This is a genomic window from Archaeoglobus sulfaticallidus PM70-1 (assembly GCF_000385565.1).
GTDB lineage: Archaea > Halobacteriota > Archaeoglobi > Archaeoglobales > Archaeoglobaceae > Archaeoglobus_A > Archaeoglobus_A sulfaticallidus.
The window spans coordinates 1,062,246-1,087,504 of record NC_021169.1 but is presented as its reverse complement, the minus strand read 5'-3'; the positions used below and the strand labels follow the sequence as shown (position 1 = coordinate 1,087,504).

Sequence of the window (25,259 nt, the reverse complement as noted above, 5' to 3'; positions counted from 1 at the left end):
TAAATGGTTGAATTCGAGAGAATAAAGCTAGAATTTGTTGATAACATTGCAGTGTTAACTCTGAACAGACCTGAGAAGCTGAATGCCCTTGATAGTAAAACAAGGACTGAGCTTTTGCAGGCTGTTGAAGAGGTGGAAAATAGAGCAAGAGTCTTGATCATAACAGGGAGTGGAAAGGCGTTTGCTGCAGGAGCGGATATAGGAGAATTATCAAAGAGAAATCCTTTGGATTGCATTGAATCTGCAAAACTCGGAACCAGACTTTTTACTAAAATAGAGGAGATGGATATTCCATCGATTGCTGCAATAAATGGTTATGCTCTTGGGGGTGGTTGTGAGCTTGCGATGGCTTGCGATATAAGAGTTGCGAGTAAAAAAGCGAAGTTTGGACAACCAGAGATAAACATAGGCATAATTCCCGGAGCGGGAGGCACACAAAGGCTTCCAAGGCTTGTTGGAGTGGGAATGGCTAAGAAGCTCGTGTTGACTGGAGAGATAATTTCAGCTGAAGAAGCTTACAGAATTGGCCTAGTTGATGAGCTTGTTGATGAGGATAAACTGATGGATAGAGCAATGGAAATTGCAAGGAGAATTTGTGAGAAGTCTCCCATAGCTGTGGCTTTTGCTAAAAGGGCATTGAATTCATCAAACAGCATGAACTTGCATGATGGCTTGGAGTATGAGCTCTCACTCTTTTCGATTCTCTTCTCAACAGAGGATGCGAAAGAAGGTATGAATGCTTTTCTTGAAAAAAGAAAGCCTGAGTTCAGGGGGAGGTAGTATGAAAATTGGTGTTGTAGGTTTCGGACTTATGGGTTCTCAGATCACACAATTTTTCGCTCAGAGTAGATTTGAGGTTATCGCTTTAGATGTTAATGAAGAAAAACTGAAAAAAGGTATGAATGCGGTAATTTGGGGGAGATTCGGACTGAAAAGGCTTGTAGAGAAAGGAAAGATAAATGAGGATGAAATGGAAGAAATAGTGAACAGGATAAGCACATCAACCAATTATGAAGATTTAAAGGATGCTGATTTGGTAATTGAGGCTGTTTTTGAGGACATTGGATTGAAGAAAGAGGTTCTTGAGAAGATTTCAGAAGTGACGGATGCGATAATAGGTTCCAACACTTCATCTATAAGCATTACAAAGCTATCTTCAGCAGTCAAAAGTCCTGAAAAGTTCCTCGGAATCCATTTCTTCAATCCAGCTCAGATTCAAAAGCTCGTTGAGCTTGTCAGGGGTTTGCTTACGAGCGAAGATGTCATAGCTGAGGTTAGAGAACTATTCAGCAGTCTTGGAAAAGTACCCATAGTTGTTAAAGACTCTCCTGGATTTGCGACAACTCGCTTGGGATTGATGCTTGGGAAGGAGGCGATGCTCATGGTCCAGGAGGGTGTTGCAACCCCACAGGACATCGACATAGGCATGATGCTTGGCTACGGCTACACAATGGGCCCTATAGAAACAGGGGATTTGGTGGGACTTGACACCAGGCTGAGAATATATGAGTCGATGTACGAGATGACCAAAGACCCCAAGTGGGCTCCACCTCGCTTGCTCGTTCAGCTCGTCGATGCAGGTTATTTGGGTGACCCAAGCGTTAGGCCAGAGAGCAAGGGTGGTGTTTATGAGTATTTTGGGCAGGAAAGAGCAACTCAGGTTCTTAAAAGGTTGGGGTTGAGGAAGTAGGTTAATCCCTTTTAATTTAACTCTCTCATTCTTTTGGTGGTAGCTTTCTGGTATAAGATTTTAGTAAATGAGCAGTGTGCATCCAATCCAATTACAGACAGGATACTAACATATCTGCTTACATACAGCCAACATCCTTTTCGCCTGTTAAGTCACGTCCTCGCGCTTTTTGCGCAGTTCAAAAACGAACTGGAGGCTTTTAGCATCAGACTGCTAAAAAGGTTCCACATGTGGTCAAGTCCACTACATGTATCATAAATTTTAAATCCTGAACGGGATAATGCAAGTATGCACACAAATCGAAACGGGCTCGTGGTCTAGTGGTTATGACGTCGCCCTTACAAGGCGGAGGTCCCCGGTTCGAATCCGGGCGAGCCCACTTCTCAATGTATTCTTTGAGCTGAAGCCCGTACTCGACGAGTAAGAGCTGTTGAATCCTCGATATGATTGCTTGCTCGAGTAACTCTGAGAGATTTAGCTCAAAACGCCTCGCTGCCTCTTTTAGATCCGCCCTCAATGTGACTGTTGTATTCACTTTGCGTACCATGTCTACTGTAGGCATGTGTTGTACAAATGTATTACTGTTAATATCACATGTGTTCATCCCGTTACCCCATCACGCAACGGCTTCAACAACCTCCAAGGTACTCGCAACCGCTGCAGCGCCGCCGGTGAGGGGTTCATCATCGAGGAGTTCGTCGATACTTATGAGTTCGAATTTTCTTACAATATCCTCAATCTCGTCTTTTCTGAGGTTGAACCTTCTTTCTTAACCGGAGCTTAAGGTGTCCGTCGCCTTCCTCGATGACTTCTACTATCTCAAATCCCGCTCTTCTCCAGCCCTCTATTTCCCCTGAACAAAGAAAATTGCTTGATTCTGCCGATTTCGAGCTGCCACTTCACGATCACCACCCGCAGTAATTATCTCCTGAATCCCACGCTTCAACATGGCTTGCTTTGCCACCAGCGTTGACTTTGCGTACGACGCATATCCCCGTCTCTGCGACTTCTAAACCAAGCTCTTCGAGTTTTTTCTTAATTTCCTCCTTCTCCTCCTCTCTCACATATATTTCAAGTATGTGCAACCACTCCGCCATCAAACCACCCCCCCTTTACCCTCACTCCCGATCCAAGGCGGTGTTAAAACGCCGCCATTGAAGTCGGGGAGGAAACAATTCAAATCACACTCATCACGAGCTTGTTGTCAAGTCGTGCGAGATCGTCTTGATGTTCGAGGTAGTATTCTCTAAAATATCTTTGAAAGTACGTCCTTCTGAGGTCATCCAAATCTCCTGCAACGAGGAGGGTTCCATACAGATTTACATCGACGTATTTCGTGAAGAGGTGATTCTTTTCGAGCAAATACAGCTCATAGTAGTCGTTTCTTTTATCGCTGAAAAGAATTGTATACTCAGCTCCAATAGTCCTAGTCAACCGCAACGCAGGTACAACCTCGTATTGTGGTACGAATCTTTTACCATCTCTTCTCAGCATTTTCTCTTCAGTTATGTTTACAATGCGTCGCCCAGCCTCAATTACATAGTCTAAATCCCAAATCGCCAACTTTCTCCCTCTAAACTCACCCAATGCTCTTCTCAAAGTGTTCTCCGCACTACACTTCCAGCACTTCATACATAACCACCTCTAGGAACGATTTATCACTTAGAGTTACACACTCTCTAATATATAAATGTTACGATAAGTAACGAAAAGTAACTTAATAAAATAATCAAGAATAGAACTTGCAGGTAGGAACACATAAACCAAGTTGCTTGATTGTAGCACACCTAAACGGCTTGTACGGGGCGTTTATACCCTTTGCAGTGATATGCTCAACCTGATAGCGTGTTTTCTTCTCATCAAAGTCCGGTTGGTTTCTAAAAACACTCACAATCTCATCAATGCTATATTCAGCAACGTAGAGCTCAGCAACTATTGCAATTCTTTTATAGTGCTCCAAATTAATACTATCTTGTGCTTTTTCGATAAGTTTTTGTATACATGGGCGTATTTTCTTTCTACCACCCTTCTTGTGTTTGCTTCTGCGAGGTGGAAGCTTGATGAGTTGTATTTTCTTCTCATCAACCTTAATTTCATCTTGGATTAACTCGAGAGTTGATTCATCTGGAACCCACACTTTATACCCATTAAAGTGCATACTTGGCACGGCCGGAAAGAACACTCTCTTTATTTCCAGCTTATCGATAGGAATTTTAAAGGTTGGAGGTTTTCGACCCTCTTCTTGATTGGCATCGCCCTTATCCTGTTTCGTGTTAAGGGAGAAGAATTCACGCACCATTCTCCTAGAAAAGGCACCTGTAGCAATTGAATCAATAATATTACCTGCAAACATGCTGATTTTGCGTACTATTGCCTGCTTAACGAGCTGTACATCCACTTCTTTGGGCAAGGCATCTGTATCAATTAACACGCTAAAGTGAAAGCTCCTACGCCCAGTGTACCCCACCGTGTACCCTATCCCCAATAAGTCAAGTGCGTTTTTGACGAGTATTGCTTTGCGGAGGAGTCTATTATCATCAGCATCGTCTATTTCGATTAAAAGCTCGTTTGGGAACAGTTCTCTGAAAATGACAGGTGCAAACAAGAGTAGCTCATGGTCTATCTCATCAATGCTTGCCCACGTTTTTGTTAGAGGGTTGTTGTCGAAATCTAGTGGGAGGAAGCGCAATTCTGCGTTAAACCTAGTTGCCAGCTGCACGAGCTTGTCAAGGACTTTCATCCTTTCCTCCGCCACCTTTCTCCACGCATGGAGGTGGTGGTATCTACCAGCCCACGCCTTTTGCAGGCGCGGACTCCAGCGCTCTGGTTTAAGTTGTAGCATAAGCCACCACCTCCTTTCGAAGGAATTGTGTGTGGGTGGCTATGTTCGCAACGACGCAAACATCCCTTGCACGAGTTGCTGCAACGTAAAACACTCTTCTCAAATCGTCTATCGAGTTCTCATACAAAGCCTTCCTGTTGATTGCGTTTGCAACAATAACTATGTTCGCTTCTCTGCCTTTTGAGGCGTGGATGGTGTCAACATACAGGTTCACCTGTGCTGGCTTAATAGTATAGCGTGCTGTTTTTATTATATCAAGCGTGCGTGCAAAGTTGAATGTTTTTGAGTCGAGGAGCTGTTGTATGCTGTAGAGTTTTGTAAGCGTGTAGAACTGAATGGGTGTACCACACTGTTTAAAGCTCGACAACATGTTCTCTTTCTCGCCCTTGCTGATTAAATGCGCTCTCATATGTCTCAAAAGGAACTTGAACTCATCGTACGTCAACTGTTTGTTACTCTTCAGTTTTGCAGCGATGTTCCATGCCGTTAACACCTCTTTTTCCCACGCACTCTCACCTTTGAGGCGTCGGAATGGTTGTTTAAGCCTGTACAACTCAATTTCAGCTTCATGCACCATCGAGTTGGTGTAGAACAACAGAAATACTGTTTTGTCGCTGTATTTGTTTGCAATTTTCGCAGCAAAGTCAGTAAGCTGATATATGTTTGCAAAAGACCTGTATGCTACGATACCCCCTTCAGCAACAGGTTCTACTTTTTTCGACTTTCTTTTCTCGACGTGCTTGATTATGCTGTTCGCAAACTTGAGTATGTTTTCTTTCACTCTCCAGCTCTTCTCAAGCACTATCTCTTCATCCGTAGGGAAGTCAAGGAATTTCTCAGCTGAAGCACCGCGGAAACTGAGAATCGTTTGATCATCATCTCCTGCAATTGTTATACGTCTTGGCAGTGGCGTGTACGGTGGTACGTCAATATACGTTCTACGTAAAATTTCCCACTCCAGGTCAGCGAAGTCCTGGGCTTCATCGAACTTGACTACTGGTGTAAGTGCATACGGGGGATTGTGGTATAGGTAAATCAATAAGTCTTCATAGTCGATGTAGTTCATCTGTTTTTTATATTCGAGCCACCTGCGAATTATACGTACGAGCCAGGGTAAATCTTTGTACAGTCGCTGGAAAGCACTGAAGCACCTGTCTACATCCTCGAAGCAGTGGTAATACTTTGCAATAACGTAGCTCCACGCCTCGAAAGCTTGATTTGCAGGTGCGTTGCTACTAACTGCTTCAGGCTCATACCTGACTTTAATTTCTCTACAGAATTTGATTTTTGCCGTTTCAACGAAGTTGTAGAGTTTGAGTGTGTTCTTTGCAGCATTGTACAGTTGCACATCTTTTTTGAATGTGAGAAGGTGTGAGAGAGCAATACCATGCAATGTTTTGAAGTATTTACCAACGTTGTTCTTTGTAATTCCAATCCTACCTCGCACCTCTTCAATCGCTGTGTTCGTGGTGCTGACATACATTATATCTTTGAGTGTGATATCGAGCTCTTTGATGTCTTGTTTAACTTCGTTGAGGAGCTTTGTTGTTTTTCCAGTGCCAGGAGGACCGTAGATTTTTCTGATGTGCATATTTGATTACACCACCTCAGAGGCTTGAATCCCAGTCTTCCTCGAGGTTATCATAGACGTCTTCTTTAGCACATTCTGTAGTACCACCATCGTCGCCCCCAGTACTACTATCGTCGACACCCTCGTCGACGGAATCTAGACTCTCTGCACCTTCTCCCCCTACAACATCACTATCGAGGAGGTCGTCGAAGGAAGGTGGCTTTTCGAGAATCTGTGGTTCCCATTCTACATCGTCCTTTACACACTGCTTAATCGCTTGTATATTGAAAATCCAAAATCTATACCTTTTCTCCCCAACACGTTCGAGCTTACTTCCTTTTACGGCTAAAACTCTCTTCAGCGGTTTGACGAGTTTGCGTCGTGAAATTGTAATACCATGTTGCTCCAGAATCTGTCGTAGAAAGTTCGTTTCAATGTAGATGTTTTTACCATCACTGAAGAATCCATCAACTGTGGTTAATTCACCTGTTTTCAGCAATTCAAGCTTGTAGATGTCATATTCACCGCTTACAATGATGTCAACGACTTCCTGCAATATGAGGTCGTCCTCGTCTTCAACGACTATGCGTCCAGCCTTTGAGAGCCAGTGGTTGATTAAATCAAGTGCCTCTGAATCGCTGATGTCTCTCGCAGGAATCTCCCTGAACGCGCTTATGTATATCGACGTGATAAGAGGTGTATTTGGAATATACTGCACGGTACCATTTTTATCCTTCTTGTGAATAATCAACCCGCTCTTTCCAGAAATTTTTACGACAGCTTTGTAATTGTTGATTTTCAGAGACAGTTCACCACTGTTCTCAAAGAGTATGCACTGCCTCGTGAAAATCTTTAGTTTCTCAGCAGGATTAGTCCTGTACGGGCACTGTGACTCTTCGATGTCAGTGCAAAATCCTTGCATCTTCATGTATTCACAGGTGAATGTGGTGGCTCTTGCCTTCTCAAGCACCTCTGAAATTTTCTTAGAATCGCTAATCCAGTCTGCACAAGCGTCACTTGCAGCGTCGATGTAGTTTTGAAGTACGAGTGCTAGTTGTAAGCCGTCAACCTTGTCTTTGTAGAACTGTGCTAGTGCTAATAACCCTTCGAGACTCAATGAAACTCTTGCCGCCACAATGCAGGGCGGCTCATTCTGGAGAAGCTGGTTTACCGCGCTCATGGCTCGTTCTTGTAGGTTTTCATTATACAGTATCTGATAACTTCTGCCCAGTACTTCAGCCCAGTCCTCCTCTTCAACTCTCTCAGGGCCTGTACAACCTCACTTCCTTCCTCTTCCTCTATTTTTACAACCACCCTCCTCATCTCACACATCACCTCTTCTGGAACGGGTTGTCACCTAGAGTTACGCGCTATACTATTTAAATGTTACGTTGAGTTACACACCGTTCCACGAGAAGAGCAAAGTATATATGCTATGTAACGCAAAGTAACGTTTATGAACGACAAGAAAAAAAAGCTCATCATCAAGGTGGAGCTTGATGGAGAGTACATAGACAGGTTCAATGCTGTAAAGGAGCGTGCTGGAGTTAGTATGAATGCTGAAGTTGTACGTTTCTTGATTAATTACTACTACAAAAACGAGGTCGAGGGTGGTTTGAAGAAAGAGATTGAAAAAATCTTAGAAGAGGTTGTAGAGGAGAAGCTGCGCCAGAAAGGTGTCATCCCCTAACAGGTGTCATCCCTTAACTCTTCTCTTTTTTGTCACACTTGTCACACATTTTTGACGTTGAAAAACATATGGAAAAAAACCTGTGACAGCTGTGACAGCCAGAATAACCTCTCATTAAAAAAGTTAAGATTTAATGTGGTGCAGCACATCATCAACTGTCATATTCAATGAATGTTTTGTGATGACGCGATGCACCACAACCTCGAGCTGCGCGCGTATGACTCCTCTCACATCCAACATGTCGTAACTATATGCGTTGAGATATAAATACCTTCACTTTTCCCTATTTTTCCGATTTTTCCATTTTTTCCGTTTTTTTGGATTATTTTGGTGAATTATACTTTTCCGCTGATGAAAACCCTCTCGAACTGGGCGGGGCGCGCGGGCAAAAAAGCAGCATGGGATAGCAAGCAGTTGGTATAATGCAGCAGCAAAAGCAGCAGGGAATAAGGTAAAAAAGCATTGGGTTGCAGGAGTAAGGCACTAAAAGCAAGTAGCAAAAAAGCAATAAGGCAAAAAAGTAGCAAGCAGCAAGGTATTGGGCAAAAAACCTCTTTTAATCTATGAAGCCCCCTGGAAGGGGGGTTTGGGGGGTGGAAGTATTGGTGCTGGGGTGTGTATAGGTGCAGGTGGCAAAAAAGCAGTAATAATAGCTCGAAAGCATATCATGTGTACAAGATAGCTATTTTTGACAAAAAATCTTATTTGGTATATATATACTTAGTGAAAAGTATTAAATAAGATTATGCGCATCAATTTGATAATGGGGCGCGTGAACATATATATTAGTAAAGATGTGGATTTAGAATATATAAAAGGAGAGCTGCAAAAGCATGGTACAAGTCTTAGCGAAGTCATTACAAACTTACTCCTTGACCTCGAAAAAGAGCTCAGAGGTGGGCAAAAGCAAAAACAGCTTAGCAGTGCTGACATTGCGACAATTCAAAAACTTAGATATTTTAAAGACAAAGTACACAGAATAAACAAAAACAACAGGGGTATAGACGCTGCAGAGTTACTTGAAAATGTGTACAACACACTCCTGCAGCTTGATTATCCAGCCCGCGTCGCAGCTGCCCTTGCTGCGGCTGCAGCAGTGGAGGGGCTGTGGAAATGGATAAATCTCAATGATTCCGCCTTGGATAAGCGTTATGTCTACTCTATACTGCTGATAGATCTGGATGGTTCTCTCAGCGAGGATTAATCTTTTTCTATTTTTTCATTTCCGCCAAGTATATATACCCTTTTCAATCATTTTTTAATATGGTTTCGTTCCGGTGTGATGAGTGCTTCTATGCTCAGACAAAAAATAAATACGAATCTTTAGTTTTCTGTGAGAGGAAGGTGGAGATGGTGAATAAATTAGATGAAATGTCTTGCCCGTATTTTCTCCCCGAGGATTAAGTTATTTTTTTTAGGTAGAGTTTCTAGACGAGTTCTTCTACAAAGTGAACATTTAATCTCAACAAAATTATCAATGAAATCAACATTTTCCGATCAACATCGAATCAACTACTGATCAACAATCAATCAGCAGAATCAACACAAAATCAACGCATTGTTGATATCTAAATCAACAGGATCAACTGATCAATCAACAGCAATCAATACTCAATCAACCTGTTGATCAATATCAAAATCAGCGTTGATCAACGTTAATTTGGAGAAATCAACAGTAATCAACAGTTCTTAAACATCACCTCATTGAGAAAAGTAAAAATGCTAACAGCTTCATTTGGATATAATGACTCTTGCCGATTACATTGAGATTGAAACCACAAGAGATGAGCTGATAAGAGCGTGCAAGCAGGCAGCAGATCTGATAAGAACGAGGGTAGATTACAAGTACATTCTTGTTCTCCTGTTTCTGAAACGGCTCAGCGATGAGTGGAAGAAGGAATACAACGAAGCCCTGAAAACTCTACTGGAGAAGGGATTAGATAGGAAAGAAGCCGAAGTTCTTGCAAAAGATAAATCATTCCACCGATTCACATATCCCGAGAAATATCTCTGGGAGGAATTAAGGAAGAACATTAATGAACTACCTGTAAGGCTTTCTGAGGCGTTGAAACTTCTTGCTGAGAAAAATCCCGAATTGCAGGGAGTAGTTGATAGGCTTGATTTTCTTGAGTTTACGAGGCACAGAGATAATTTTGATATTCTCGTTCAGCTTTTTGAGCTTTTCAGCGGACTAAATCTTGGGAGAGCAAGTGATAGCATCCTCGGTGATGCCTACGAATGGCTGATCGGTTATTTCGCTCCACAGAAGGCCAAAGAAGGGGAGGTTTTCACTCCCTCAGAAGTTGTTGATCTAATTGTTAGGATAGTTGATCCCCAGCCAATGGATAGCGTTTACGATCCTGCAGCGGGCTATGCGAGGATGCTTATCAGGGCATATGATTATGTTAAGCAGAAGTATGGTGAGGAAGAGGCAAAGAAGCTCTTCCTTTACGGGCAGGAGGTCAATCCCACAACTTATGCAATAGCGAAGATGAACGCAATCGTTCACGGTATAAAAGATATCAAACTTGAAGTTGGAGATACACTGAAGAATCCGAGATTCAAGGAAGGCGAGACGTTCAGGAAGTTTGATATCGTCATAGCCAATCCTCCTTGGAATCAGGATGGGTATGGAGAGGAGGAGCTGAAAAAGGCGGAATTTTACGATGAGCGGTTCAAATATGGATTTACACCAAAGCAATCCGCTGATTGGGCATGGATTCAGCACATGCTTGCCTCAGCAAAGAGAAAAGTTGGCGTTGTGATAGATAACGGATGCCTTTTCAGAGGTGGAAAGGAGAGGCAGATCAGAAAGGCTATACTAGAGAGAGATCTAATTGAATGTGTTATTTTGCTGCCTGAAAAGCTCTTCTACAATACTGGTGCTCCGGGAGCGATTATAATCTTCAACAAGCAAAAGCCAGAAAACAGAAAGGGCAAGATTCTGTTCATAAACGCATCCAATGAATTCGAAAAGCATCCTGAAGTTAGGAAGCTTAACAGGCTTGGGGAACAGCATATCGAGAAAATTGTGAATGCCTACAATGAGTTCAAAGATGGAGATGGCTTCTGCAGAGTTGTTTCACTTGAGGAAATCAGGGAGAATGATTACAACTTGAACGTTACGCTGTATGTGTTTCCGCAGGAGGAGATTGAGGAGATTGATGTTGCGAAGGAGTGGGAGGAATTGAGAGCGATTGAGGAAGAGATGAGGGAAGTTGAGCTTAGAATTGAAGAGTATCTCTCCGAACTTAAATATTGATCGCATTTCGTATTAAGGTGTGTGGTAGATGCTTTGTTGTTGTATAACTCAATTAGTATTCAAAGAAAAATTTATGTTCTTTAGATTTGTTATAAGACTCAATGAATGTTAGGAAGGATCTCAATTCAGATGACCTACATTCTTTAAGTACGAATCACCATGTAGTTTTCGCATCGTCTAAAAAGATTAAGGAAGAGGAAATCCATCACACGACAATATCTGAAAAAAGAGATATTGAAAAAATAAAGAGCATTATTGCGAGACTTCCTGATCCCAAAGAGAGAGCTTTGAGTGAAATACGATTAAGGACTAACCCGAGAAAATGGGTGATTTCGTTACTTGAGGAGTATCCGGACAACATACAAGAAGAGGTAATGGAGGCATTACTCAATGATTTCAGTGATAGTTTGCAAACAAGAATGCGTGAAGAGAACAAATATGCAATCTTAATTCTTTTTAAGAACGAATTGGTGCTTTGCCATAGCATATTTGGAGAAGAGACTATCTCACCAGAATGGAAAACTATACCTCGAATGTTAGATTCAGATAATGTTTTGAGATATATTCGTTTTGTAAATGCTGAAGATACAATAAAAGTCAAATATTATGAAAGGTGGGCCACAGAATCATTTGTGGATTGGTTGGGATTGCCGCATAAAGAGGCATTTTACCATTTCGGTGGAAAATATCGCATACAGTCGAAAATCGATGATATAGACATTGTTTTCGAATTAACTGAAGAAGAGATTAGTCGTTGGATTGAGAAGCATCCCGAAATTAAAGAGGGAAAAATTGTTTTTTCTACCCCAATAACATACCTCCCTATAACTCAAATTTGGGTTGGAAAAAAGAAGTATGAAAATATTGGTGACTTTATACAAGATTTAATCGCCGAAAGGTATGATATCGAATTTTATAGAAAAAAGTTCAGGGAAATTGTATCAGTGGAAAAAATGACAAAAGAAGAAAAACCAGGCCCTCTTGAATTATATTTGCACAAATTCTTTGATGAGAAGGATAAGGTAATAAAATTTGAAGATGGAGAATATATTCCAGTAGTGGAAAAAAAGAACCTTAAAGTTGATATTTTATTCGTCTGCAGGAACATCGAAATAAGAAGCAGTTACTTCGACGACATACTTGGTAGGTTTATCAATGGAGAAGAGATCAATATAATTCATGCAGGAATGAGGATTTCTCCAGATCCACTGAAAATTAAGAATTTAAATATTTGGAGCGAAATCGTGGTTCCAGAATTTATTGATAGAATAATTGAGTACTACTCCTCTGTAAATCTTCAAGATAAAGTTACAACACGCATTTTGGAATTTGTTATCTTTAAAACTTTAGCTAAATCAAATGTACATTCGCACCTTTATTATTTCCTTGAGCCTTTTGCCGAGCGGATAATGCGAGAACTTTCTTTTGATGGTAGGTTGACTAAATTAGAAGACCAAATCTTAGAATTTAAACCCCAAGAATTTTTCTCAGGTAAGGACGATGAAATTGTCCAGCGACTATGTAGTGATTTAACTACAAAACTGAAGTCGTCTAAGTGTAAAGTATATCTTTTGGGCGTAGAAGATGATGGCACATTTAATCCGATTCCAAGTAGTAGATTAAAGAGTGATCGGGTTGAAAAAATAAGAAACAACATACAAAAACTCATACGAAAAGAATTGCCAGACTACAACCAAGTTATTGTGTATGCAATGCCAGTAATCTATGGAGATAAAGGGATATTGATAATTTTCTCAGGAGCTTTTGAGTAATGGAGTTAATTAACGACTTAGGAATGGAGTGGAAAGCTTTAATTATTATTAATATGGGTAAAAACTCAATGATTACAGAATTTAATCTTCTAAGAGCTACTAATGGGGAAAGAAAGAAGGTAAAAGAAGAAACGAGAAAATCTAACAGCAGAGTGAATATCATAAAAAGATAATTATTTGCGGTAAGGAATGGCCAAAGATGTCCAAAAACCACTCCAACCAACAGGTTGGAGAAGACAGGAGGGATCCGTATTTGATGGCAGAATATAAAGAAACTCCAATCGGGAGAATTCCAGAGGATTGGGAGGTTGTTAGACTTGGCGATTTAGGCACTCTTACAGATGGAGATTGGATCTTAAAAGAAGATTACACTAACGAGGGTGTAAGATTAATCCAAATTGGAAATGTAGGGGTTGGCACATTTTTAAACAAATCAAGGAGATTTATCTCTCCTGAAAGAGCAAAACAGCTTAACTGCACCTTTGTTGACCCTGAAAAAGACATTCTTATTTCGAGGATGCCCGATCCAATTGGAAGAGCGTGTTTGGCACCTAGATTGCCATACCCTTATATTGTGGCGGTAGACATAACCATATTAAAAGTAGATAACAGTAAGGCTGATAGAAATTTTATTGTTTACGCTCTCAATTTTGAGGCCACGTTGGAAAGGGTAGAAAGATTGGCTTCAGGAGCCACAAGAAAGCGAATCAGTCGAAGAAATCTTGAGAAAGTATTGATTCCACTCCCACCCCTCCCAGAACAACGCAAAATCGCCGAAATTCTGAGCACGGTTGATAAAGCAATCGAGAAGATAGATGAAGCGATAGCGAAAACTGAAAGGCTGAAGAAGGGTTTGATGCAGGAGCTTTTGACGAAGGGTATAGGACATGAGGAGTTCAAGGATACAGAGATTGGGAGGATTCCGAAGGAGTGGGAGGTTGTTAGGCTTGGAGACTTAGCAGAAACGATTACAAAAGGTACAACGCCTACCACTTATGGATTCAATTTTACTGAGTCTGGAGTTAACTTCATTAAAGTAGAAAGCATTGATGAACACGGCAATTTTGTTTGGGATAATATTGCTCATATAAGCGAAGAAGCCAATAAGGTACTTAGCCGATCGATATTAAAGGAAGGCGATATAGTATTTTCAATTGCTGGGGCGTTAGGACGGGTGGCTGTTGTAACTAAAGAAGTCCTACCTGCAAATACGAACCAAGCTCTTGCCATTATTCGTCTAAAAAAGAACGTAGAATTGGCAATAAACTATCTAAAATACTATCTTGCAGGCCCATTTATCCAAAAGTACATTAGAACAATTGCAGTCCAATCAGCCCAAGCTAATTTAAGTTTGACGCAGGTAAAGAACTTCCTAATAACATTACCTCCACTTTCAGAACAGCAAAAAATTACCGAAATTCTCTCAACAGTAGATAAAAAACTCGAACTCGAAAGGAAACGCAAGGAGAAGCTTGAGAGGATTAAGAAGGGTTTGATGAATGATTTGCTGACTGGGAAGAGGAGGGTTAAGCCAGTATGATGAAAATGCTTGAACTCGTTCCCAGTTCTATTGTTATGTACGGAAGATATTTCGCACCACTTTCTGAAGATCTCAAAAAAGCAAAAAACGAGCTATCTGATTTGAAGAGCAACTTAATGCACTTTTTAAAAGAGAAAGGATTCACGATACGAGATTTAGAGGCTCTAAACAGGCTTTTCACGTATTCATATGGAGAATTTGAATTCGTGCTGGGTTTACCATACGAGACGGAGTATACAATTAGGGAGAGGTTAATTTCCTTATATAACAAAGATAAAGCTGAGTTTTCAAAATACGAACGTGTATTACTTAGAACTCGTGATGCAAACCCATGGCGTGTGTTAATTTTGTGGAATATCTACCCAAAAAGCAAACGTCACGGTATTGAACTGGAAATTTTTTCTTTTCCCGCATTATATTTCAAGCATTCTCAACTGGGTATCAAACTTAGAATACCTACATCGGTATATGATGAAATTCTGCTGGAAAATGAGCTGTTCATTAAGAGAATCGCCCGTGCATTGCACATGCTGGAAATTGTGCCACCAATGCCGAAATCAAAGGTTGCTGATAGGTTGCCTACGGCAGAGATCTTACGTAGATGGGGTTATGGGGATGTTGGCGACTTGCTGGAATCTGCAAACAACAATATTGAAAATGGCAGAGTAAAAGATGGTCTCGTAGATCTCCGCAATGCTATCGAGCTTTTTGTTCGCTCAGTGGCAGAAAATACTGGAATTAAACTATCCACTCAGGGCAGAGGGAGTATAAAAGCTTTTTTGGAATTGCTAAAAGAGAGTGGATACTTAGCAAACAGTATGCACCAATCACTGAACTACATCTTGCGCTACGGGACATATGATAGCGCTTTGAGTGTGCCGGTTCATGGCAGGCACAAATTCAACCTTGATACGCTTGATGGGAGATACGTTTTCGCTGTTGTTTGTGAATCTTTTGAATACATCTTAGAAAAATTGAGAACATACGGTTTCGATAAACTGAGTGAAAAGGAATAAGCCATGGAAATTTCCGGAGGTGAACTCGTGATCAAAGAGGCACATAACAGTAGAGTTCGCCTCGAGTTACTCGCCAGTAGGTAGTGATACGAAAAACATTTCCGGAAAAGCGCATCCAACTCACGAAAGGAGACATTACCATTATGAGACAGAGAAGACAAATATTTTGATAGAGATAGTAAATATTATACCTCTTGTCGGAAAAGTATTGAACTCGTAACTGGCGCAAGACACCTCTACCACCTATATAACCCACTCCTGAAAAATCCGAACAAATTTCGGATACTTTCCCATCATAACTGCAAAACCTTTATAACCTTCCAAATCAAGTGGGAAATGTGGGAAAATGCCAGTGGCAAAAATTGACAAGAAGGGCAGAATTCTGCTGCCTAAGGAAATAAGGGATAAGATGAACATAAAGCCGGGAGAGGAATTCCTAGTGGCAGATGTAGACGAGAATGCAGTTATACTCAAGAGGATTGACGTTAGAAAGATGCTCGAGGACCTTATTGAGAAAGCAAAATCAATTGATCTGGAAAATCTGGAAAGAGAAATAGAAGAGGAAGGGAACAGAATTGCGAGAAGGAGGTACAAGATTTCTGATTGATACCAACGTTTTCATAGCTGCAGTTAAAAAAGGATGGACGAAAACAACAGAATTAGTTCTACATCTTCTCTCTAATCCAGAATTTATTCTGGTGGCAAATGACGTTTTGCTTGCAGAATATGAAAAGTATGGTAAGGCGTTTGATGCTGAGAATTTTCTTGAGTTTCTGAAACTCAGAGTTATTATCGTAAATCCTTCAGATGAGGAAATCAAAGCGTGTAAAGAGTATTTCCCAGAAAATGAGGTTGCTGATGCAATTCATACTGCCACATGCCTTAAAACAAATGCCGTTCTTATTACAAATGACAAACACTTTGATCCGATCAAGAAGGTGGGTTTGATAGAGGTATGGAATATTTCAGAAGCGATCAGCAGAATTCTCTGAGCATGATTGCCTCATTCGAAACTATTTTATCTGCCTGAACTGTAAACTCAAATACAGTGAGGAAAGAAAAATCTCAATCTGAAGATTATCTTTCGGAAATACTCGAGTCTTATGGCTGGAAGCAGAAAAGGCTGAAGCCTGACATTCTCGCATTAGATGAGTTTGTTGATGCTTTGAAAAGGCTGAACGATGTTAGTGAGGAAGACATCAAAGAGGTTCTGAACTTCCTCGAAACCCGTTCCTTTGATGTTGAGGGCTCAATGCAGATACTTGATGTGATCAAGAGGGGTGTAACGATAAAGGATTCTGAAGGCAACCTTAAAACGATCAGGCTGATAGATTACGATAATCTTGAAGCTAACAGCCTCGTTTTCTCAAGGCAGGTGAGCTTTAGAGATGCAGTAATCCCGGACATCACTCTGTTTGTTAACGGAATTCCTCTTGCTGTTATTGAGTGCAAGAAAATGGCAAAGAGCTGGAAGGAGGGATATTCTCAGATAAAGAGGTATGAGCAATCTGTTCCCGAGCTTTTCAAGTATGTTCAGATTGGTGTGAGCTTTGCAGATAAGCTTGTTTACTTCCCGATTGTCAGGTGGGCTGAAAACGTTCCCGTCTATGAGTGGAAACCGCAGTTCGATATTCTGAAACCTGAGATTCTTCTTGATGTTGTAAGATACTTCACGTTCTACCGTGAGCAAGACGGAGAGATAACCAAGGTTCTGCCGAGATACATGCAATACAGGGCGGTGAATGCCATTGTTGAGAGAGCGGTGAGCTATGCCAAGGGATTGACTGATAGAAACAAGGGATTGATCTGGCACTGGCAGGGAACGGGCAAAACGCTTACAATGACATTCTCAGCGGTGAAAATCAGGGATTTGCTTGGCAATCCGAGCATTTTCTTCATAGTTGACAGGGTAGAGTTGCAGAAACAGTTATCCGATGAACTGAAGGGGTTGAAAATCAGCTGTGAGGTGATTGAGAGCATTGGTCACCTTAAAGAAGTTCTTAGCCATGCTGACGGTAAGCGTGGCTTCTTTATCACCCTCATCCACAAGTTCAGAGAGGAAGAGCTTGCGAAGTTAAGAGAGCAGATGGAGAAACAGCACTGGAGCATAATGAAGAGGAAGGACGTGATCTGCCTGATAGACGAGGGGCACAGAACTCAGTATGGTGAGCTTGCAGCCAGCATGAGAGGAATACTGAAGAATGCGAGCTTTTTCGCCTTCACTGGCACACCGATAGCAAAGAAGGGCAGAGATACATATTCAGCCTTCGGCTATCCAGATGAACCTTACCTCGATCGCTACTTCATACTTGATTCGATTAATGACGGCTTCACGGTAAAGATCGCCTATCAGTCAAGGCTTGATGATGTTCACCTCGATAGAGAAAATCTGGAGATCTTCCTTTCATCCAAGCTTGAGGAAATTCCAGAAGAGTATAGAGAGAAGGTTGAGCAGGATTTGAAGAGAAAGCTCAACAAGGTTAAGGTAATTCTTGAAGATAGAAACAGGATCGAGAGAATAGCGAGGGATATAGCTAGCCATTACATCAAATACGTCAAGCCTTTTAAGGCTATGGTTGTTGCGGTGAGCAGAAACGCATGCCTGTATTACAAGCAAGCCCTTGACAAGTTCCTGAACGAGAATGAAACTGAGATCGTGATGACATTCCAGCAGAACGATTCAAGGGAACTGCTGAACTATCTTGAAAAGCTCAGGAAGAAATATGGAAAGAACGAGCTGAAGGAAATTCATGAGGAAATCATAACGAGATTCAAGAAGAAGGAGAATCCAAAGATACTCATCGTTACAGACATGCTCCTCACGGGTTTTGATGCTCCAATACTGCAAACATTATACCTCGATAAGCCATTAAAGGAACACAGATTGCTTCAGGCGATAGCGAGAACCAACAGGCCATTCATCAAAAATGGAGAGAATCTGAAGGGTGCAGGTTTGGTTGTTGATTATGTTGGAATCTTCAAGTTTCTAAAGAAAGCCTTTGAGATGTATGAGGAAGAGGATGTTAGAGGAGCGGCATACAGCATGGAAGAGATAAAGGAGGAGTTGAGGAAGAAGATAGAACAGGCTTTCAACTTTTTCGATTTCGAGCTGAGCTATGATAGGGATGTTATTGACAGAGCGGTTCTTGTTATCTCAAACAACATTGATGAATTCAGAAAGCTCTACTTTGAAATCAGGAATCTCTATAGACTTCTACTTGAAGATAAACTTGAATTCAAGGAAAAATTCGATCTTCTCAGCGAAATCTATCACGTTTACCTGCAGAGGGAAAATCAACTTGATGCTGAAATCGAGCAGAAAAAGGATCAGTTTTACAAAGAGGCCTTGAAATTCATCCACGAAACTATTGATGTGCAGAAGATAAAGAAAGATTATCCGGTTGTTGTTATAGATGATGATTTCATCAGGCGGATAAAATCAGAAAAAGGTACAAGAAGATTTTATGATCTTCTTTTCCCAGTAAAGAATTACGCCAAGGACATCTCTGATGAGAGTATTGTTGAGAGAGTTGATAGAATCGTGCGAGACTGGAATGAAAGGAGGAGAGATATTGATGAGCTTTACGAAGAACTTCTATCTATTGCTGAGGTTATCAACAAGGAAAGAAAGGAAAGAGAGAAACTCAAGCTAAATGAGAAAGAATACAGAGTTTTCAAGCTTCTCAAATCTCACCTAACCGATAAAACAGACGATACTGAGCTTGTGAACGCTGTTAAAGAAATAATGGAAAGAGTTGATTCGATAACATTCCACAGATGGTTTGAGAAGAGTGGGGTTGTGCAGGAGGTTGAAAGGAGTATTCTGCTATACCTCATAGAAAAAATGGGTGGAAAGCTTGATGATATTACAACCACAAGAAATGAGATTGTTCGCTTTCTTGTAAATCAGGCTGAAAAGGAAGCAAAAACTAAAAGCTGGAAAAATTAGGTGAAGGCGATGGACGTGCTAGTGGAGAGAAAACCTGTGAAATATGCAAGAATTCAGGTTTTGCCCAATGGAATGGTTAGGATTGTAGCTCCACCCGATTTTGATGTTGATACTTTCATTAACGACCATGCTGAGTGGATAAACAAAAAGAAAAAGGAAATCGAAGAGCTTGCAGGTGAGATAAAGGGGAAGGAGAATCTGCTAATTCTCAACGGCAAATTCTACCATCTTGTTAAAGATAAGAGCTTCGAGATTCTTGACGGTGAGGAAGGTGTTGTGAAATACTACAGCATGAGAAGCTTGAAAAGAAGACTCGTGAGTATGCTGAGAGAAGAATTAAAAAGCACTGTTTCATTCTATTCAAGACTTCTTGGAATAAAGTATGGCAGGATCTTCATAAAAATGCAGAAAACAAAGTGGGCGAGCTGTTCATCAAAGGCAAACCTCAGCTTTAACCTTGCAATGCTCGCTCTGCCTGAGAAGTTGAGAGAATATATTGTTGTTCACGAACTCGCACATTTAATTGAACCCAAACACACTAACGCATTCTGGGATCTTGTTGGCTTTTACTATCCAGAATACAAGAATGCTGAAAAGGAACTGAAGAAATACTGGGTTATGGTTGAGAGGAGTGAGGTTTGGAGAAAGTTAAGATCCATCAAGTAATTCAGGTTTTGTGTGCACTTTCCGAGAGAACATAACCCAATCTAAGCTGTATTATTTAACACAGCCTGTGTTATAATTAATAACACATCAGAACCAAATCCCACAACAAGGAACAGGATACATTTTCGTGAAAAGCACACACAAAAAATTGGAAGAAATGTGCAAAAAAGTTCATGCATCGTGAACATAAATCAAAGAGGTATCGTTTTATCTGCTTTCTAGGGGTTTATATCCAATGATGTAAAGAAGATACTGAATCTTTGAGCTATACTTCAGCAAGAATTATATCTGGGAATTACAACTTTAATACGGGTGATTTTATGGCCTACTGGCTCTGCATCACCAACGAGGATAACTGGAGAGTAATCAAGCAGAAAAACATCTGGGGAGTTCCTGAGAGGCACAAGAACACAATTGCAAAGGTAAGGCCGGGAGATAAACTGCTTATCTACCTCAAACAGGAAAGAAATAAGGATACAGTTAAGGAGCCGAGGATTGTTGCGGTTTACGAAGCCGTTTCTGAAGTTTTCAAAGATTCAAACAGAATATTCAAATCTCCAAAAGGCATGGGGAATGAGACTTTCCCTCTAAGAATTAAGCTCAAACCAATCAAGATCTTCGATAGGCCTGTGGAATTCAAGCCTTTAATCCCTAAGCTGAAGTTCATCACCAACAAGAAGAAGTGGAGCGGGCATTTGATGGGGAAGGCGATGAGGGAGATTACTGAGGAGGATTATAAGGTCGTTGCAGGAGGGATATGATGAAAATTCTTATTCGATCTGATGATTCTAAAAATTGGAAACCTGTTGAATCTATCGATACAAAAGCAGAAGCTGAATTGCAAAAATTGCTAATCGAATCGCCATCTCTGATACCAGTAGATGAGATAAGAGAGGGAGCGTCACCACTCGTATTTGCAGTTGCCGAATTTTGGCTTCCAGGCTCAGGCTCAACGGATATATTGGCGTTCAGTGAAAATGGAGATATAGCTATAATTGAATGTAAACTGGCAACAAACCCTGATACCTAAACGGAAAGTTATAGGACAAATCCTAGAATATGCAGCCCATCTTTGGGGGATGAGCTACGAAGAGCTTGTCGGTCGTATTAAAAGGATGAAAGGTAAAAGTTTATCTGAATTGGTAGGAGAATCCGTAGAAGGAGATTGGGATGAAGAGAGTTTTAGAGAAGGAATAAAACAATCGCTGGAGAGCGGTTCTTTTATCCTTGTTATTGCAGTCGATGAAATTAATGATGAGCTAAAGAGGATAATCCGTTATATCAACGAGTGTAGCGAATCTGCTTTTTCTTTGCACGCTTTGGATCTGACGTTTTTGAAATTGTAAAAGATCTATATAGATGGAGTAACAGCGTGGCAGATAGAGTGCAGTTTGGGACGGGGAGTGAAAAAGGATCTTTTACTTTTCATTATATTATAGACGGAAAGACAATCTCGGTTTTTACAATTTATACTAACGGAAAACTTATGCTTAATTATGGATGGTTATCTACAAGAGTGAGCCAAGAGGTGCTTGAAGAATTTCATAAAAAGATTAGTGAAATCTCCATTTTTAAACATATACCAGCAGATCTCTCAAAATGGCCTTCTGTTACCATTACCAAAGAATTCAAAAATGATATTGAGAAATTTAAAGAGGCAATTCTTTGGCTGAAAAACAAATTAGGTGGAGGCTTCTAAACGAGATGATAAACAGAAAAAATTCGAGAATTCCACATAAAAATACACTTAATTAAAACTACAAAGGTGGTCAATTGTTTGAATATTCAATTGAAATCTTCTACAGCAAGGAAGATGAAGGTTTTACTATAGTTCCTGAGTTGCCAGGTTGTTCTGTCTTTGGCGAAACTGATGAAGAGGCTCTGAAAGAAGTTAAAACTGCCATTGAGCTTTGGATTGAAGCTGCAAAGAAAAGATTAAAAACTTCCAGAACTTGGAGAGGACGACCATGAACAGGGATGAAGCAAGAAAGGTTCTTGAGGTTCTCGCTAAAGCAGATGGCGGCTGTGAGTTTTGTGCAAGAGAGCTTTTCAACAACTTTATCCAGGAATTTCCAGAGTTTTCAGACTTGGCAAAAACTGTTTTTAAAAAGAAATTTAATAAAGATCTTGATGAATAAAGCTCGGAGGCTGAAATTTATAGAGAAGATCGTAGGTGTAACCTACCCGATCCCCAAGCAGTTCATGGATCGCTTTTTCAAGGATGGCAAGGATGTTTTCATCAAGCTGCAACTGTGTGGAAGAAGCTAAAACCGGGAATAATGTTCGTTTTCTATCAATCCCACGAGGATACAGGTTTTGTTGGAGAGGGGGCTTGAAGATATCAAGAAATACGATAAACCTGTTAAACCAAAGAGGTTTGTGCCGGTTGAAGGGCGTATCTGAAAGAGGGATAAAACTTAACTAATTGGGTTTCCATAAACACATTTTTGCTATTGGAAAATTTTAAATTGTTTATCTGAAGCAATAAATATATGGATTTGGATAGAGGCTTTCTTGGTGCCTCTTTGATATTGCTTGCCTTATTACTTACTGGCTGTTCTCAGTTGGGGGAGATGGCACCTGAAAATCCCAGCAAATTTGTTGAAGAAGGAAAGCAATTTGTTGAGAATGTCACTCAGATTGAAATTAAAGAAGCTTACGAATCTTTAGTAAACCAGGAAGAACAGTTGATTGAAGAAGCGAAAGAACTCGGTTTTAACACAGAAATAATTATTGCACTTTATGATGAACTGAAGCGGAATCCATTCAATCAAGATGTTATCGAATTACTCAAATTCCACATTGATGCCTTAATGCAGGAAGAATCTATCAATGAATCCCACAAAGAGCTCGCAAATATCTTGGCTGATGAAATAAAAGCTATAGGCCCGATTAACGAAACATTCTTTGAAGATTACGAAACTTTCAACAGACAAACATACAGAATCAACCATATTGCAAAAACCCTGAATCAAAAATTTGGAACACAAATACCTGAAATTGATCCCTCCAAAGAGAACTTCGTGGGGATACAAGACATTAGAAAAGCACTTGGTTACTCTGCCCTCATTGATTCATACAACAAACTATACGAATCAGCCGAAAAACTGCCAAGCAGTAGGGATGAAGATTATTGGGAGTTTTACAAGAATCTCTTCCTGTTCGTGGTAGATTTCTACTTCTTAGAAGAAAAAGGTTGCGTACAGAGCAGCATTTACAACAACCGGTAAAATTGCAGCAACATTGGGGCTGGCGAAAACTCAGGCGGTTCTCGGTCCTAAAGGATACGGCTTGCTTTTGAGTGAAATCCACTGGATGCTGAGAGGAGAGATAAATGAGGGTTGGGCTGGATTATTAGATGCCTTCAGAAATAATTCATTGGTTTGATTTTCTAACTTCAATCCGAACTTTCCACTCAACAAATATCCCAATGATGTTTCTTATAATTCCCCTGCTCAAGAAGAACCACCCATTAAGTTAACCGATTGTATTGTTTAGCCGTCGTGATTTCTCTAATAATTTTGATAGAACTGCCTATTAGGAACGCATTTTTTCTCCAACTCTGATCGAAAGTATCTCTGTTGAGGCACTACTATTATTAACGGCTCTATTAATAATATTATTAATCTCGCTTATTATAATAGGAGATGCCTTTGCGTTTCAGTTTAAATGAAGCTCTAAATCGCTAATAGAATGCCCTATTAAAACTAATAGAACAATTTTGCTACAATTTTGCTGAAAAAATAGGAGAGATCAAAGCAATTCATAGGCTTCCTTGGGTACCAGGTGAACATTTTCCCAGCTCTCCATGTAGATCTGATAAACAAACTCGGGGAGCGGATGCTTGTAATTGCTCCAATCAACACTTGATACTCCATGAGTTAATATGTAGTTCTTGTTTGAAATATCCCACTTGATCTTATCTGCCATCTGTTCTGCAAACTTCCTGAGATCCCCAACAACAAAATGCCTTTTGTTGGGATCTTTGATAAGATCTCCTCTCTCCAGAGAGATCTTTGCCCTCTTAAGTAATTGCTCATAGCTGTTGTAATCAAACATCTTTTCCTTCCCCTGCTTTTTCCTGATCTTCAGCAATGCTTTCAGGAAGGGAACAATATCAGGATGTAGCGGAACGTAATGTTCCATTCTGATCTTATCCTGAGATGCTTCAACCAGAATTGTTGGGGTTTTGAGCTTCAGAGCTTCCTCAAACTGATCAACTCTTAACCTTGCTATTGTGTATGGTCTTTGCCCTGAATATGCTCCAAAGAGGGTTTGGGTAACATGCGATAATGTCTTTTTCCTGCTAAGCTCTCCAGCCTTCCACCTCTTAATGAAGAATTTGATCACTCTTTCAACATCCTTTTCAGTTATCACTCTATCAGTTGTTCTCTTTTTCTCCTTGATGGCTTTAGGCATCTCAAGGAATATGCTGAAGTTCAAATACCTCTGATCCATCCTGAGTTTGGAGAGGTATCCAAGGAAGCCTTTGGCAAAGCTCAGAACCTTGCTCCACGCATCCCTCGATTCCCAGTTGTTCAAAGTGTATTCCCTCAATCTGTTGATGGTATTGTAGCTGATCACCCCCTGAGTTTGCTCCCAGAAGGTTTGGCTGGCTTTTTCAATCCACCATCTGGTTTTCTTTGATATTCCCTTCAATCTGTTCTGAGTGTAAGCTTCAAGCTCCTCTCTAGAGTATTCAAGCTCCAGATCAATGAGACTGTCTGATGTATTTTGCAGACTTTTTATATTTTGAGTGGATAGTTTAGAATTCTCGAACATTTCGGTCATACTCTCAATATATCTCTCGTCGCCCTTACAAGGCGGAGGTCCCCGGTTCGAATCCGGGCGAGCCCACTACCAAAGTCCTCCTTTTTCGAAATGAAATGAAGATTATTGCCGGTAAATCTGCTCTAAAACAGTCCATACTACTGTGTCGAGGGAATGGAGATATTCAAAACAGCTTTTCAGTTTTTCGTGGAGGTTTCTTTTTGTAATGTGTATCGTAACTCTCTTTCTGGATCTCCATCCTTCTACCTTCTTTTCCATCTTTTAACACCTCTCGGGGTTGATTCAACAGTTTTCTGTATAATTCTTGACAATGCTCGAATTCACCACGCTAAAATTGTCAGAAAGAAGTTTGAAGAGCTTAACATTCATATGATTTATTTGTCTACTGTCCCATGATTCGAACCTATCGAATTAGGATGGGAGGATTTGAAGAGAGATTTCAAGGTTTCTGGACTTTGATGAGATGGTTGA

The 25,259-nt window shown here is 40.6% G+C and carries 30 protein-coding genes, 1 tRNA gene and 1 pseudogene; 23 read left to right on the top strand and 9 right to left on the bottom strand.

The features are described 5' to 3' along the window. Nucleotides 1–3: 3 nt before the first annotated feature. From ASULF_RS05880 to ASULF_RS05870, 3 genes are all read left to right on the top strand, one after another. Nucleotides 4–780, top strand: coding sequence for an enoyl-CoA hydratase/isomerase family protein (locus ASULF_RS05880; protein WP_015590785.1), 777 nt, complete (start codon nt 4–6; stop codon nt 778–780). Nucleotide 781: 1 nt separating this feature from the next. Further along, nucleotides 782–1,690 (top strand): 3-hydroxyacyl-CoA dehydrogenase family protein, encoded by a 909-nt coding sequence (locus tag ASULF_RS05875; protein ID WP_015590784.1) that lies wholly within the window; start codon nt 782–784, stop codon nt 1,688–1,690. A 306-nt stretch (nt 1,691–1,996) separates the two neighbouring features. After that, a tRNA-Val gene (locus ASULF_RS05870) sits at nt 1,997–2,069 on the top strand. A gap of 51 nt (nt 2,070–2,120) precedes the next feature. Here ASULF_RS05870 and ASULF_RS12400 read toward each other — a convergent pair. The 7 genes and pseudogenes from ASULF_RS12400 to ASULF_RS11940 form a co-directional block, all read right to left on the bottom strand. Continuing rightward, nucleotides 2,121–2,237 (bottom strand): annotated as a pseudogene (locus tag ASULF_RS12400) (type II toxin-antitoxin system CcdA family antitoxin); the annotation flags it as partial. 358 nt (nt 2,238–2,595) lie between these two features. Then, on the bottom strand, nt 2,596–2,787 hold the full coding sequence (locus tag ASULF_RS05865) for a hypothetical protein (protein ID WP_015590782.1): 192 nt from the start codon (nt 2,785–2,787) through the stop codon (nt 2,596–2,598). A gap of 79 nt (nt 2,788–2,866) precedes the next feature. Then, complete coding sequence (locus ASULF_RS05860) at nt 2,867–3,322, bottom strand: hypothetical protein (protein WP_015590781.1); 456 nt, start codon at nt 3,320–3,322, stop codon at nt 2,867–2,869. Between the two features lie 97 nt (nt 3,323–3,419). Then, nucleotides 3,420–4,532, bottom strand: coding sequence for a hypothetical protein (locus tag ASULF_RS12125; protein WP_015590780.1), 1,113 nt, complete (start codon nt 4,530–4,532; stop codon nt 3,420–3,422). After that, nucleotides 4,519–6,123, bottom strand: a complete 1,605-nt coding sequence (locus ASULF_RS05850; protein WP_015590779.1) for a UvrD-helicase domain-containing protein — start codon at nt 6,121–6,123, stop codon at nt 4,519–4,521. The genes ASULF_RS12125 and ASULF_RS05850 overlap by 14 nt, the downstream gene beginning before the upstream one ends. Nucleotides 6,124–6,139: 16 nt before the next feature. Beyond that, nucleotides 6,140–7,030: a hypothetical protein gene (locus ASULF_RS05845; RefSeq protein ID WP_144060486.1), complete on the bottom strand. Its 891-nt coding sequence runs from the start codon at nt 7,028–7,030 to the stop codon at nt 6,140–6,142. Nucleotides 7,031–7,278: 248 nt separating this feature from the next. Next, entirely contained in the window at nt 7,279–7,425 is a 147-nt protein-coding gene (locus tag ASULF_RS11940; protein WP_015590777.1) for a hypothetical protein, read from the bottom strand. A 133-nt stretch (nt 7,426–7,558) separates the two neighbouring features. On the opposite strand from ASULF_RS11940, the gene ASULF_RS05840 reads away from it, so the two are divergent. From ASULF_RS05840 to ASULF_RS05765, 20 genes are all read left to right on the top strand, one after another. Continuing rightward, nucleotides 7,559–7,792: a hypothetical protein gene (locus ASULF_RS05840; RefSeq protein WP_015590776.1), complete on the top strand. Its 234-nt coding sequence runs from the start codon at nt 7,559–7,561 to the stop codon at nt 7,790–7,792. Nucleotides 7,793–8,555: 763 nt separating this feature from the next. After that, entirely contained in the window at nt 8,556–8,996 is a 441-nt protein-coding gene (locus tag ASULF_RS05835) for a hypothetical protein (protein ID WP_048098142.1), read from the top strand. A gap of 540 nt (nt 8,997–9,536) precedes the next feature. Then, nucleotides 9,537–11,054: an HsdM family class I SAM-dependent methyltransferase gene (locus ASULF_RS05830; RefSeq protein ID WP_015590774.1), complete on the top strand. Its 1,518-nt coding sequence runs from the start codon at nt 9,537–9,539 to the stop codon at nt 11,052–11,054. 101 nt (nt 11,055–11,155) lie between these two features. Then, nucleotides 11,156–12,826, top strand: coding sequence for a hypothetical protein (locus ASULF_RS05825; protein ID WP_015590773.1), 1,671 nt, complete (start codon nt 11,156–11,158; stop codon nt 12,824–12,826). Further along, the gene (locus tag ASULF_RS11935; protein ID WP_015590772.1) at nt 12,826–12,999 is read left to right on the top strand and encodes a hypothetical protein; all 174 of its coding nucleotides are present in this window, start codon (nt 12,826–12,828) and stop codon (nt 12,997–12,999) included. Before ASULF_RS05825 ends, ASULF_RS11935 begins: the two co-directional genes overlap by 1 nt. A 26-nt stretch (nt 13,000–13,025) precedes the next feature. Beyond that, nucleotides 13,026–14,366, top strand: a complete 1,341-nt coding sequence (locus tag ASULF_RS05820; RefSeq protein ID WP_015590771.1) for a restriction endonuclease subunit S — start codon at nt 13,026–13,028, stop codon at nt 14,364–14,366. Beyond that, complete coding sequence (locus ASULF_RS05815; protein ID WP_015590770.1) at nt 14,363–15,382, top strand: hypothetical protein; 1,020 nt, start codon at nt 14,363–14,365, stop codon at nt 15,380–15,382. Before ASULF_RS05820 ends, ASULF_RS05815 begins: the two co-directional genes overlap by 4 nt. 346 nt (nt 15,383–15,728) lie before the next feature. Continuing rightward, on the top strand, nt 15,729–15,989 hold the full coding sequence (locus tag ASULF_RS05810) for an AbrB/MazE/SpoVT family DNA-binding domain-containing protein (protein WP_015590769.1): 261 nt from the start codon (nt 15,729–15,731) through the stop codon (nt 15,987–15,989). After that, nucleotides 15,958–16,374, top strand: a complete 417-nt coding sequence (locus ASULF_RS05805; protein ID WP_015590768.1) for a type II toxin-antitoxin system VapC family toxin — start codon at nt 15,958–15,960, stop codon at nt 16,372–16,374. Before ASULF_RS05810 ends, ASULF_RS05805 begins: the two co-directional genes overlap by 32 nt. A gap of 56 nt (nt 16,375–16,430) precedes the next feature. Then, nucleotides 16,431–19,331, top strand: coding sequence for a type I restriction endonuclease subunit R (locus ASULF_RS05800; protein WP_015590767.1), 2,901 nt, complete (start codon nt 16,431–16,433; stop codon nt 19,329–19,331). Between the two features lie 9 nt (nt 19,332–19,340). Further along, the gene (locus ASULF_RS05795) at nt 19,341–19,997 is read left to right on the top strand and encodes a M48 family metallopeptidase (RefSeq protein ID WP_015590766.1); all 657 of its coding nucleotides are present in this window, start codon (nt 19,341–19,343) and stop codon (nt 19,995–19,997) included. A gap of 320 nt (nt 19,998–20,317) precedes the next feature. Next, nucleotides 20,318–20,758, top strand: a complete 441-nt coding sequence (locus tag ASULF_RS05790; protein WP_015590765.1) for an EVE domain-containing protein — start codon at nt 20,318–20,320, stop codon at nt 20,756–20,758. Then, the gene (locus ASULF_RS05785; protein WP_015590764.1) at nt 20,758–21,027 is read left to right on the top strand and encodes a hypothetical protein; all 270 of its coding nucleotides are present in this window, start codon (nt 20,758–20,760) and stop codon (nt 21,025–21,027) included. Before ASULF_RS05790 ends, ASULF_RS05785 begins: the two co-directional genes overlap by 1 nt. Before the next feature lie 49 nt (nt 21,028–21,076). Next, nucleotides 21,077–21,343, top strand: a complete 267-nt coding sequence (locus tag ASULF_RS05780) for a hypothetical protein (protein WP_015590763.1) — start codon at nt 21,077–21,079, stop codon at nt 21,341–21,343. Nucleotides 21,344–21,369: 26 nt separating this feature from the next. Beyond that, nucleotides 21,370–21,696: a hypothetical protein gene (locus tag ASULF_RS05775; protein WP_048098140.1), complete on the top strand. Its 327-nt coding sequence runs from the start codon at nt 21,370–21,372 to the stop codon at nt 21,694–21,696. 74 nt (nt 21,697–21,770) lie between these two features. Beyond that, nucleotides 21,771–21,968, top strand: a complete 198-nt coding sequence (locus ASULF_RS05770; RefSeq protein ID WP_015590761.1) for a type II toxin-antitoxin system HicB family antitoxin — start codon at nt 21,771–21,773, stop codon at nt 21,966–21,968. Continuing rightward, nucleotides 21,965–22,135, top strand: coding sequence for a hypothetical protein (locus ASULF_RS11930; protein WP_015590760.1), 171 nt, complete (start codon nt 21,965–21,967; stop codon nt 22,133–22,135). The genes ASULF_RS05770 and ASULF_RS11930 overlap by 4 nt, the downstream gene beginning before the upstream one ends. Then, nucleotides 22,128–22,265 (top strand): hypothetical protein, encoded by a 138-nt coding sequence (locus tag ASULF_RS12185; protein WP_015590759.1) that lies wholly within the window; start codon nt 22,128–22,130, stop codon nt 22,263–22,265. Before ASULF_RS11930 ends, ASULF_RS12185 begins: the two co-directional genes overlap by 8 nt. 48 nt (nt 22,266–22,313) lie before the next feature. Continuing rightward, nucleotides 22,314–22,400: a DUF365 domain-containing protein gene (locus ASULF_RS12180; RefSeq protein ID WP_330217184.1), complete on the top strand. Its 87-nt coding sequence runs from the start codon at nt 22,314–22,316 to the stop codon at nt 22,398–22,400. Between the two features lie 89 nt (nt 22,401–22,489). Beyond that, a complete protein-coding gene (locus ASULF_RS05765; protein ID WP_015590758.1) occupies nt 22,490–23,227 on the top strand; it encodes a hypothetical protein in 738 nt (245 codons plus the stop codon). A gap of 523 nt (nt 23,228–23,750) precedes the next feature. On the opposite strand, the gene ASULF_RS05760 is transcribed toward ASULF_RS05765, so the two are convergent. Further along, nucleotides 23,751–24,788: a hypothetical protein gene (locus ASULF_RS05760; RefSeq protein WP_015590757.1), complete on the bottom strand. Its 1,038-nt coding sequence runs from the start codon at nt 24,786–24,788 to the stop codon at nt 23,751–23,753. 102 nt (nt 24,789–24,890) lie between these two features. Further along, a complete protein-coding gene (locus ASULF_RS11925; RefSeq protein WP_015590756.1) occupies nt 24,891–25,046 on the bottom strand; it encodes a hypothetical protein in 156 nt (51 codons plus the stop codon). Between the last annotated feature and the right edge of the window lie 213 nt (nt 25,047–25,259).

Coding starts and splice junctions, on each gene's coding strand:
- ASULF_RS05880 (WP_015590785.1), top strand. CDS start 4: ATGGTTGAATTCGAGAGAATAAAGCTAGAATTTGTTGATAACATTGCA.
- ASULF_RS05875 (WP_015590784.1), top strand. CDS start 782: ATGAAAATTGGTGTTGTAGGTTTCGGACTTATGGGTTCTCAGATCACA.
- ASULF_RS05865 (WP_015590782.1), bottom strand. CDS start 2,787: ATGGCGGAGTGGTTGCACATACTTGAAATATATGTGAGAGAGGAGGAG.
- ASULF_RS05860 (WP_015590781.1), bottom strand. CDS start 3,322: ATGAAGTGCTGGAAGTGTAGTGCGGAGAACACTTTGAGAAGAGCATTG.
- ASULF_RS12125 (WP_015590780.1), bottom strand. CDS start 4,532: ATGCTACAACTTAAACCAGAGCGCTGGAGTCCGCGCCTGCAAAAGGCG.
- ASULF_RS05850 (WP_015590779.1), bottom strand. CDS start 6,123: ATGCACATCAGAAAAATCTACGGTCCTCCTGGCACTGGAAAAACAACA.
- ASULF_RS05845 (WP_144060486.1), bottom strand. CDS start 7,030: ATGAAGATGCAAGGATTTTGCACTGACATCGAAGAGTCACAGTGCCCG.
- ASULF_RS11940 (WP_015590777.1), bottom strand. CDS start 7,425: ATGAGGAGGGTGGTTGTAAAAATAGAGGAAGAGGAAGGAAGTGAGGTT.
- ASULF_RS05840 (WP_015590776.1), top strand. CDS start 7,559: ATGAACGACAAGAAAAAAAAGCTCATCATCAAGGTGGAGCTTGATGGA.
- ASULF_RS05835 (WP_048098142.1), top strand. CDS start 8,556: ATGGGGCGCGTGAACATATATATTAGTAAAGATGTGGATTTAGAATAT.
- ASULF_RS05830 (WP_015590774.1), top strand. CDS start 9,537: ATGACTCTTGCCGATTACATTGAGATTGAAACCACAAGAGATGAGCTG.
- ASULF_RS05825 (WP_015590773.1), top strand. CDS start 11,156: ATGAATGTTAGGAAGGATCTCAATTCAGATGACCTACATTCTTTAAGT.
- ASULF_RS11935 (WP_015590772.1), top strand. CDS start 12,826: ATGGAGTTAATTAACGACTTAGGAATGGAGTGGAAAGCTTTAATTATT.
- ASULF_RS05820 (WP_015590771.1), top strand. CDS start 13,026: ATGTCCAAAAACCACTCCAACCAACAGGTTGGAGAAGACAGGAGGGAT.
- ASULF_RS05815 (WP_015590770.1), top strand. CDS start 14,363: ATGATGAAAATGCTTGAACTCGTTCCCAGTTCTATTGTTATGTACGGA.
- ASULF_RS05810 (WP_015590769.1), top strand. CDS start 15,729: ATGCCAGTGGCAAAAATTGACAAGAAGGGCAGAATTCTGCTGCCTAAG.
- ASULF_RS05795 (WP_015590766.1), top strand. CDS start 19,341: ATGGACGTGCTAGTGGAGAGAAAACCTGTGAAATATGCAAGAATTCAG.
- ASULF_RS05790 (WP_015590765.1), top strand. CDS start 20,318: ATGGCCTACTGGCTCTGCATCACCAACGAGGATAACTGGAGAGTAATC.
- ASULF_RS05785 (WP_015590764.1), top strand. CDS start 20,758: ATGAAAATTCTTATTCGATCTGATGATTCTAAAAATTGGAAACCTGTT.
- ASULF_RS05780 (WP_015590763.1), top strand. CDS start 21,077: ATGAGCTACGAAGAGCTTGTCGGTCGTATTAAAAGGATGAAAGGTAAA.
- ASULF_RS11930 (WP_015590760.1), top strand. CDS start 21,965: ATGAACAGGGATGAAGCAAGAAAGGTTCTTGAGGTTCTCGCTAAAGCA.
- ASULF_RS12185 (WP_015590759.1), top strand. CDS start 22,128: ATGAATAAAGCTCGGAGGCTGAAATTTATAGAGAAGATCGTAGGTGTA.
- ASULF_RS05765 (WP_015590758.1), top strand. CDS start 22,490: ATGGATTTGGATAGAGGCTTTCTTGGTGCCTCTTTGATATTGCTTGCC.
- ASULF_RS05760 (WP_015590757.1), bottom strand. CDS start 24,788: ATGACCGAAATGTTCGAGAATTCTAAACTATCCACTCAAAATATAAAA.
- ASULF_RS11925 (WP_015590756.1), bottom strand. CDS start 25,046: ATGGAAAAGAAGGTAGAAGGATGGAGATCCAGAAAGAGAGTTACGATA.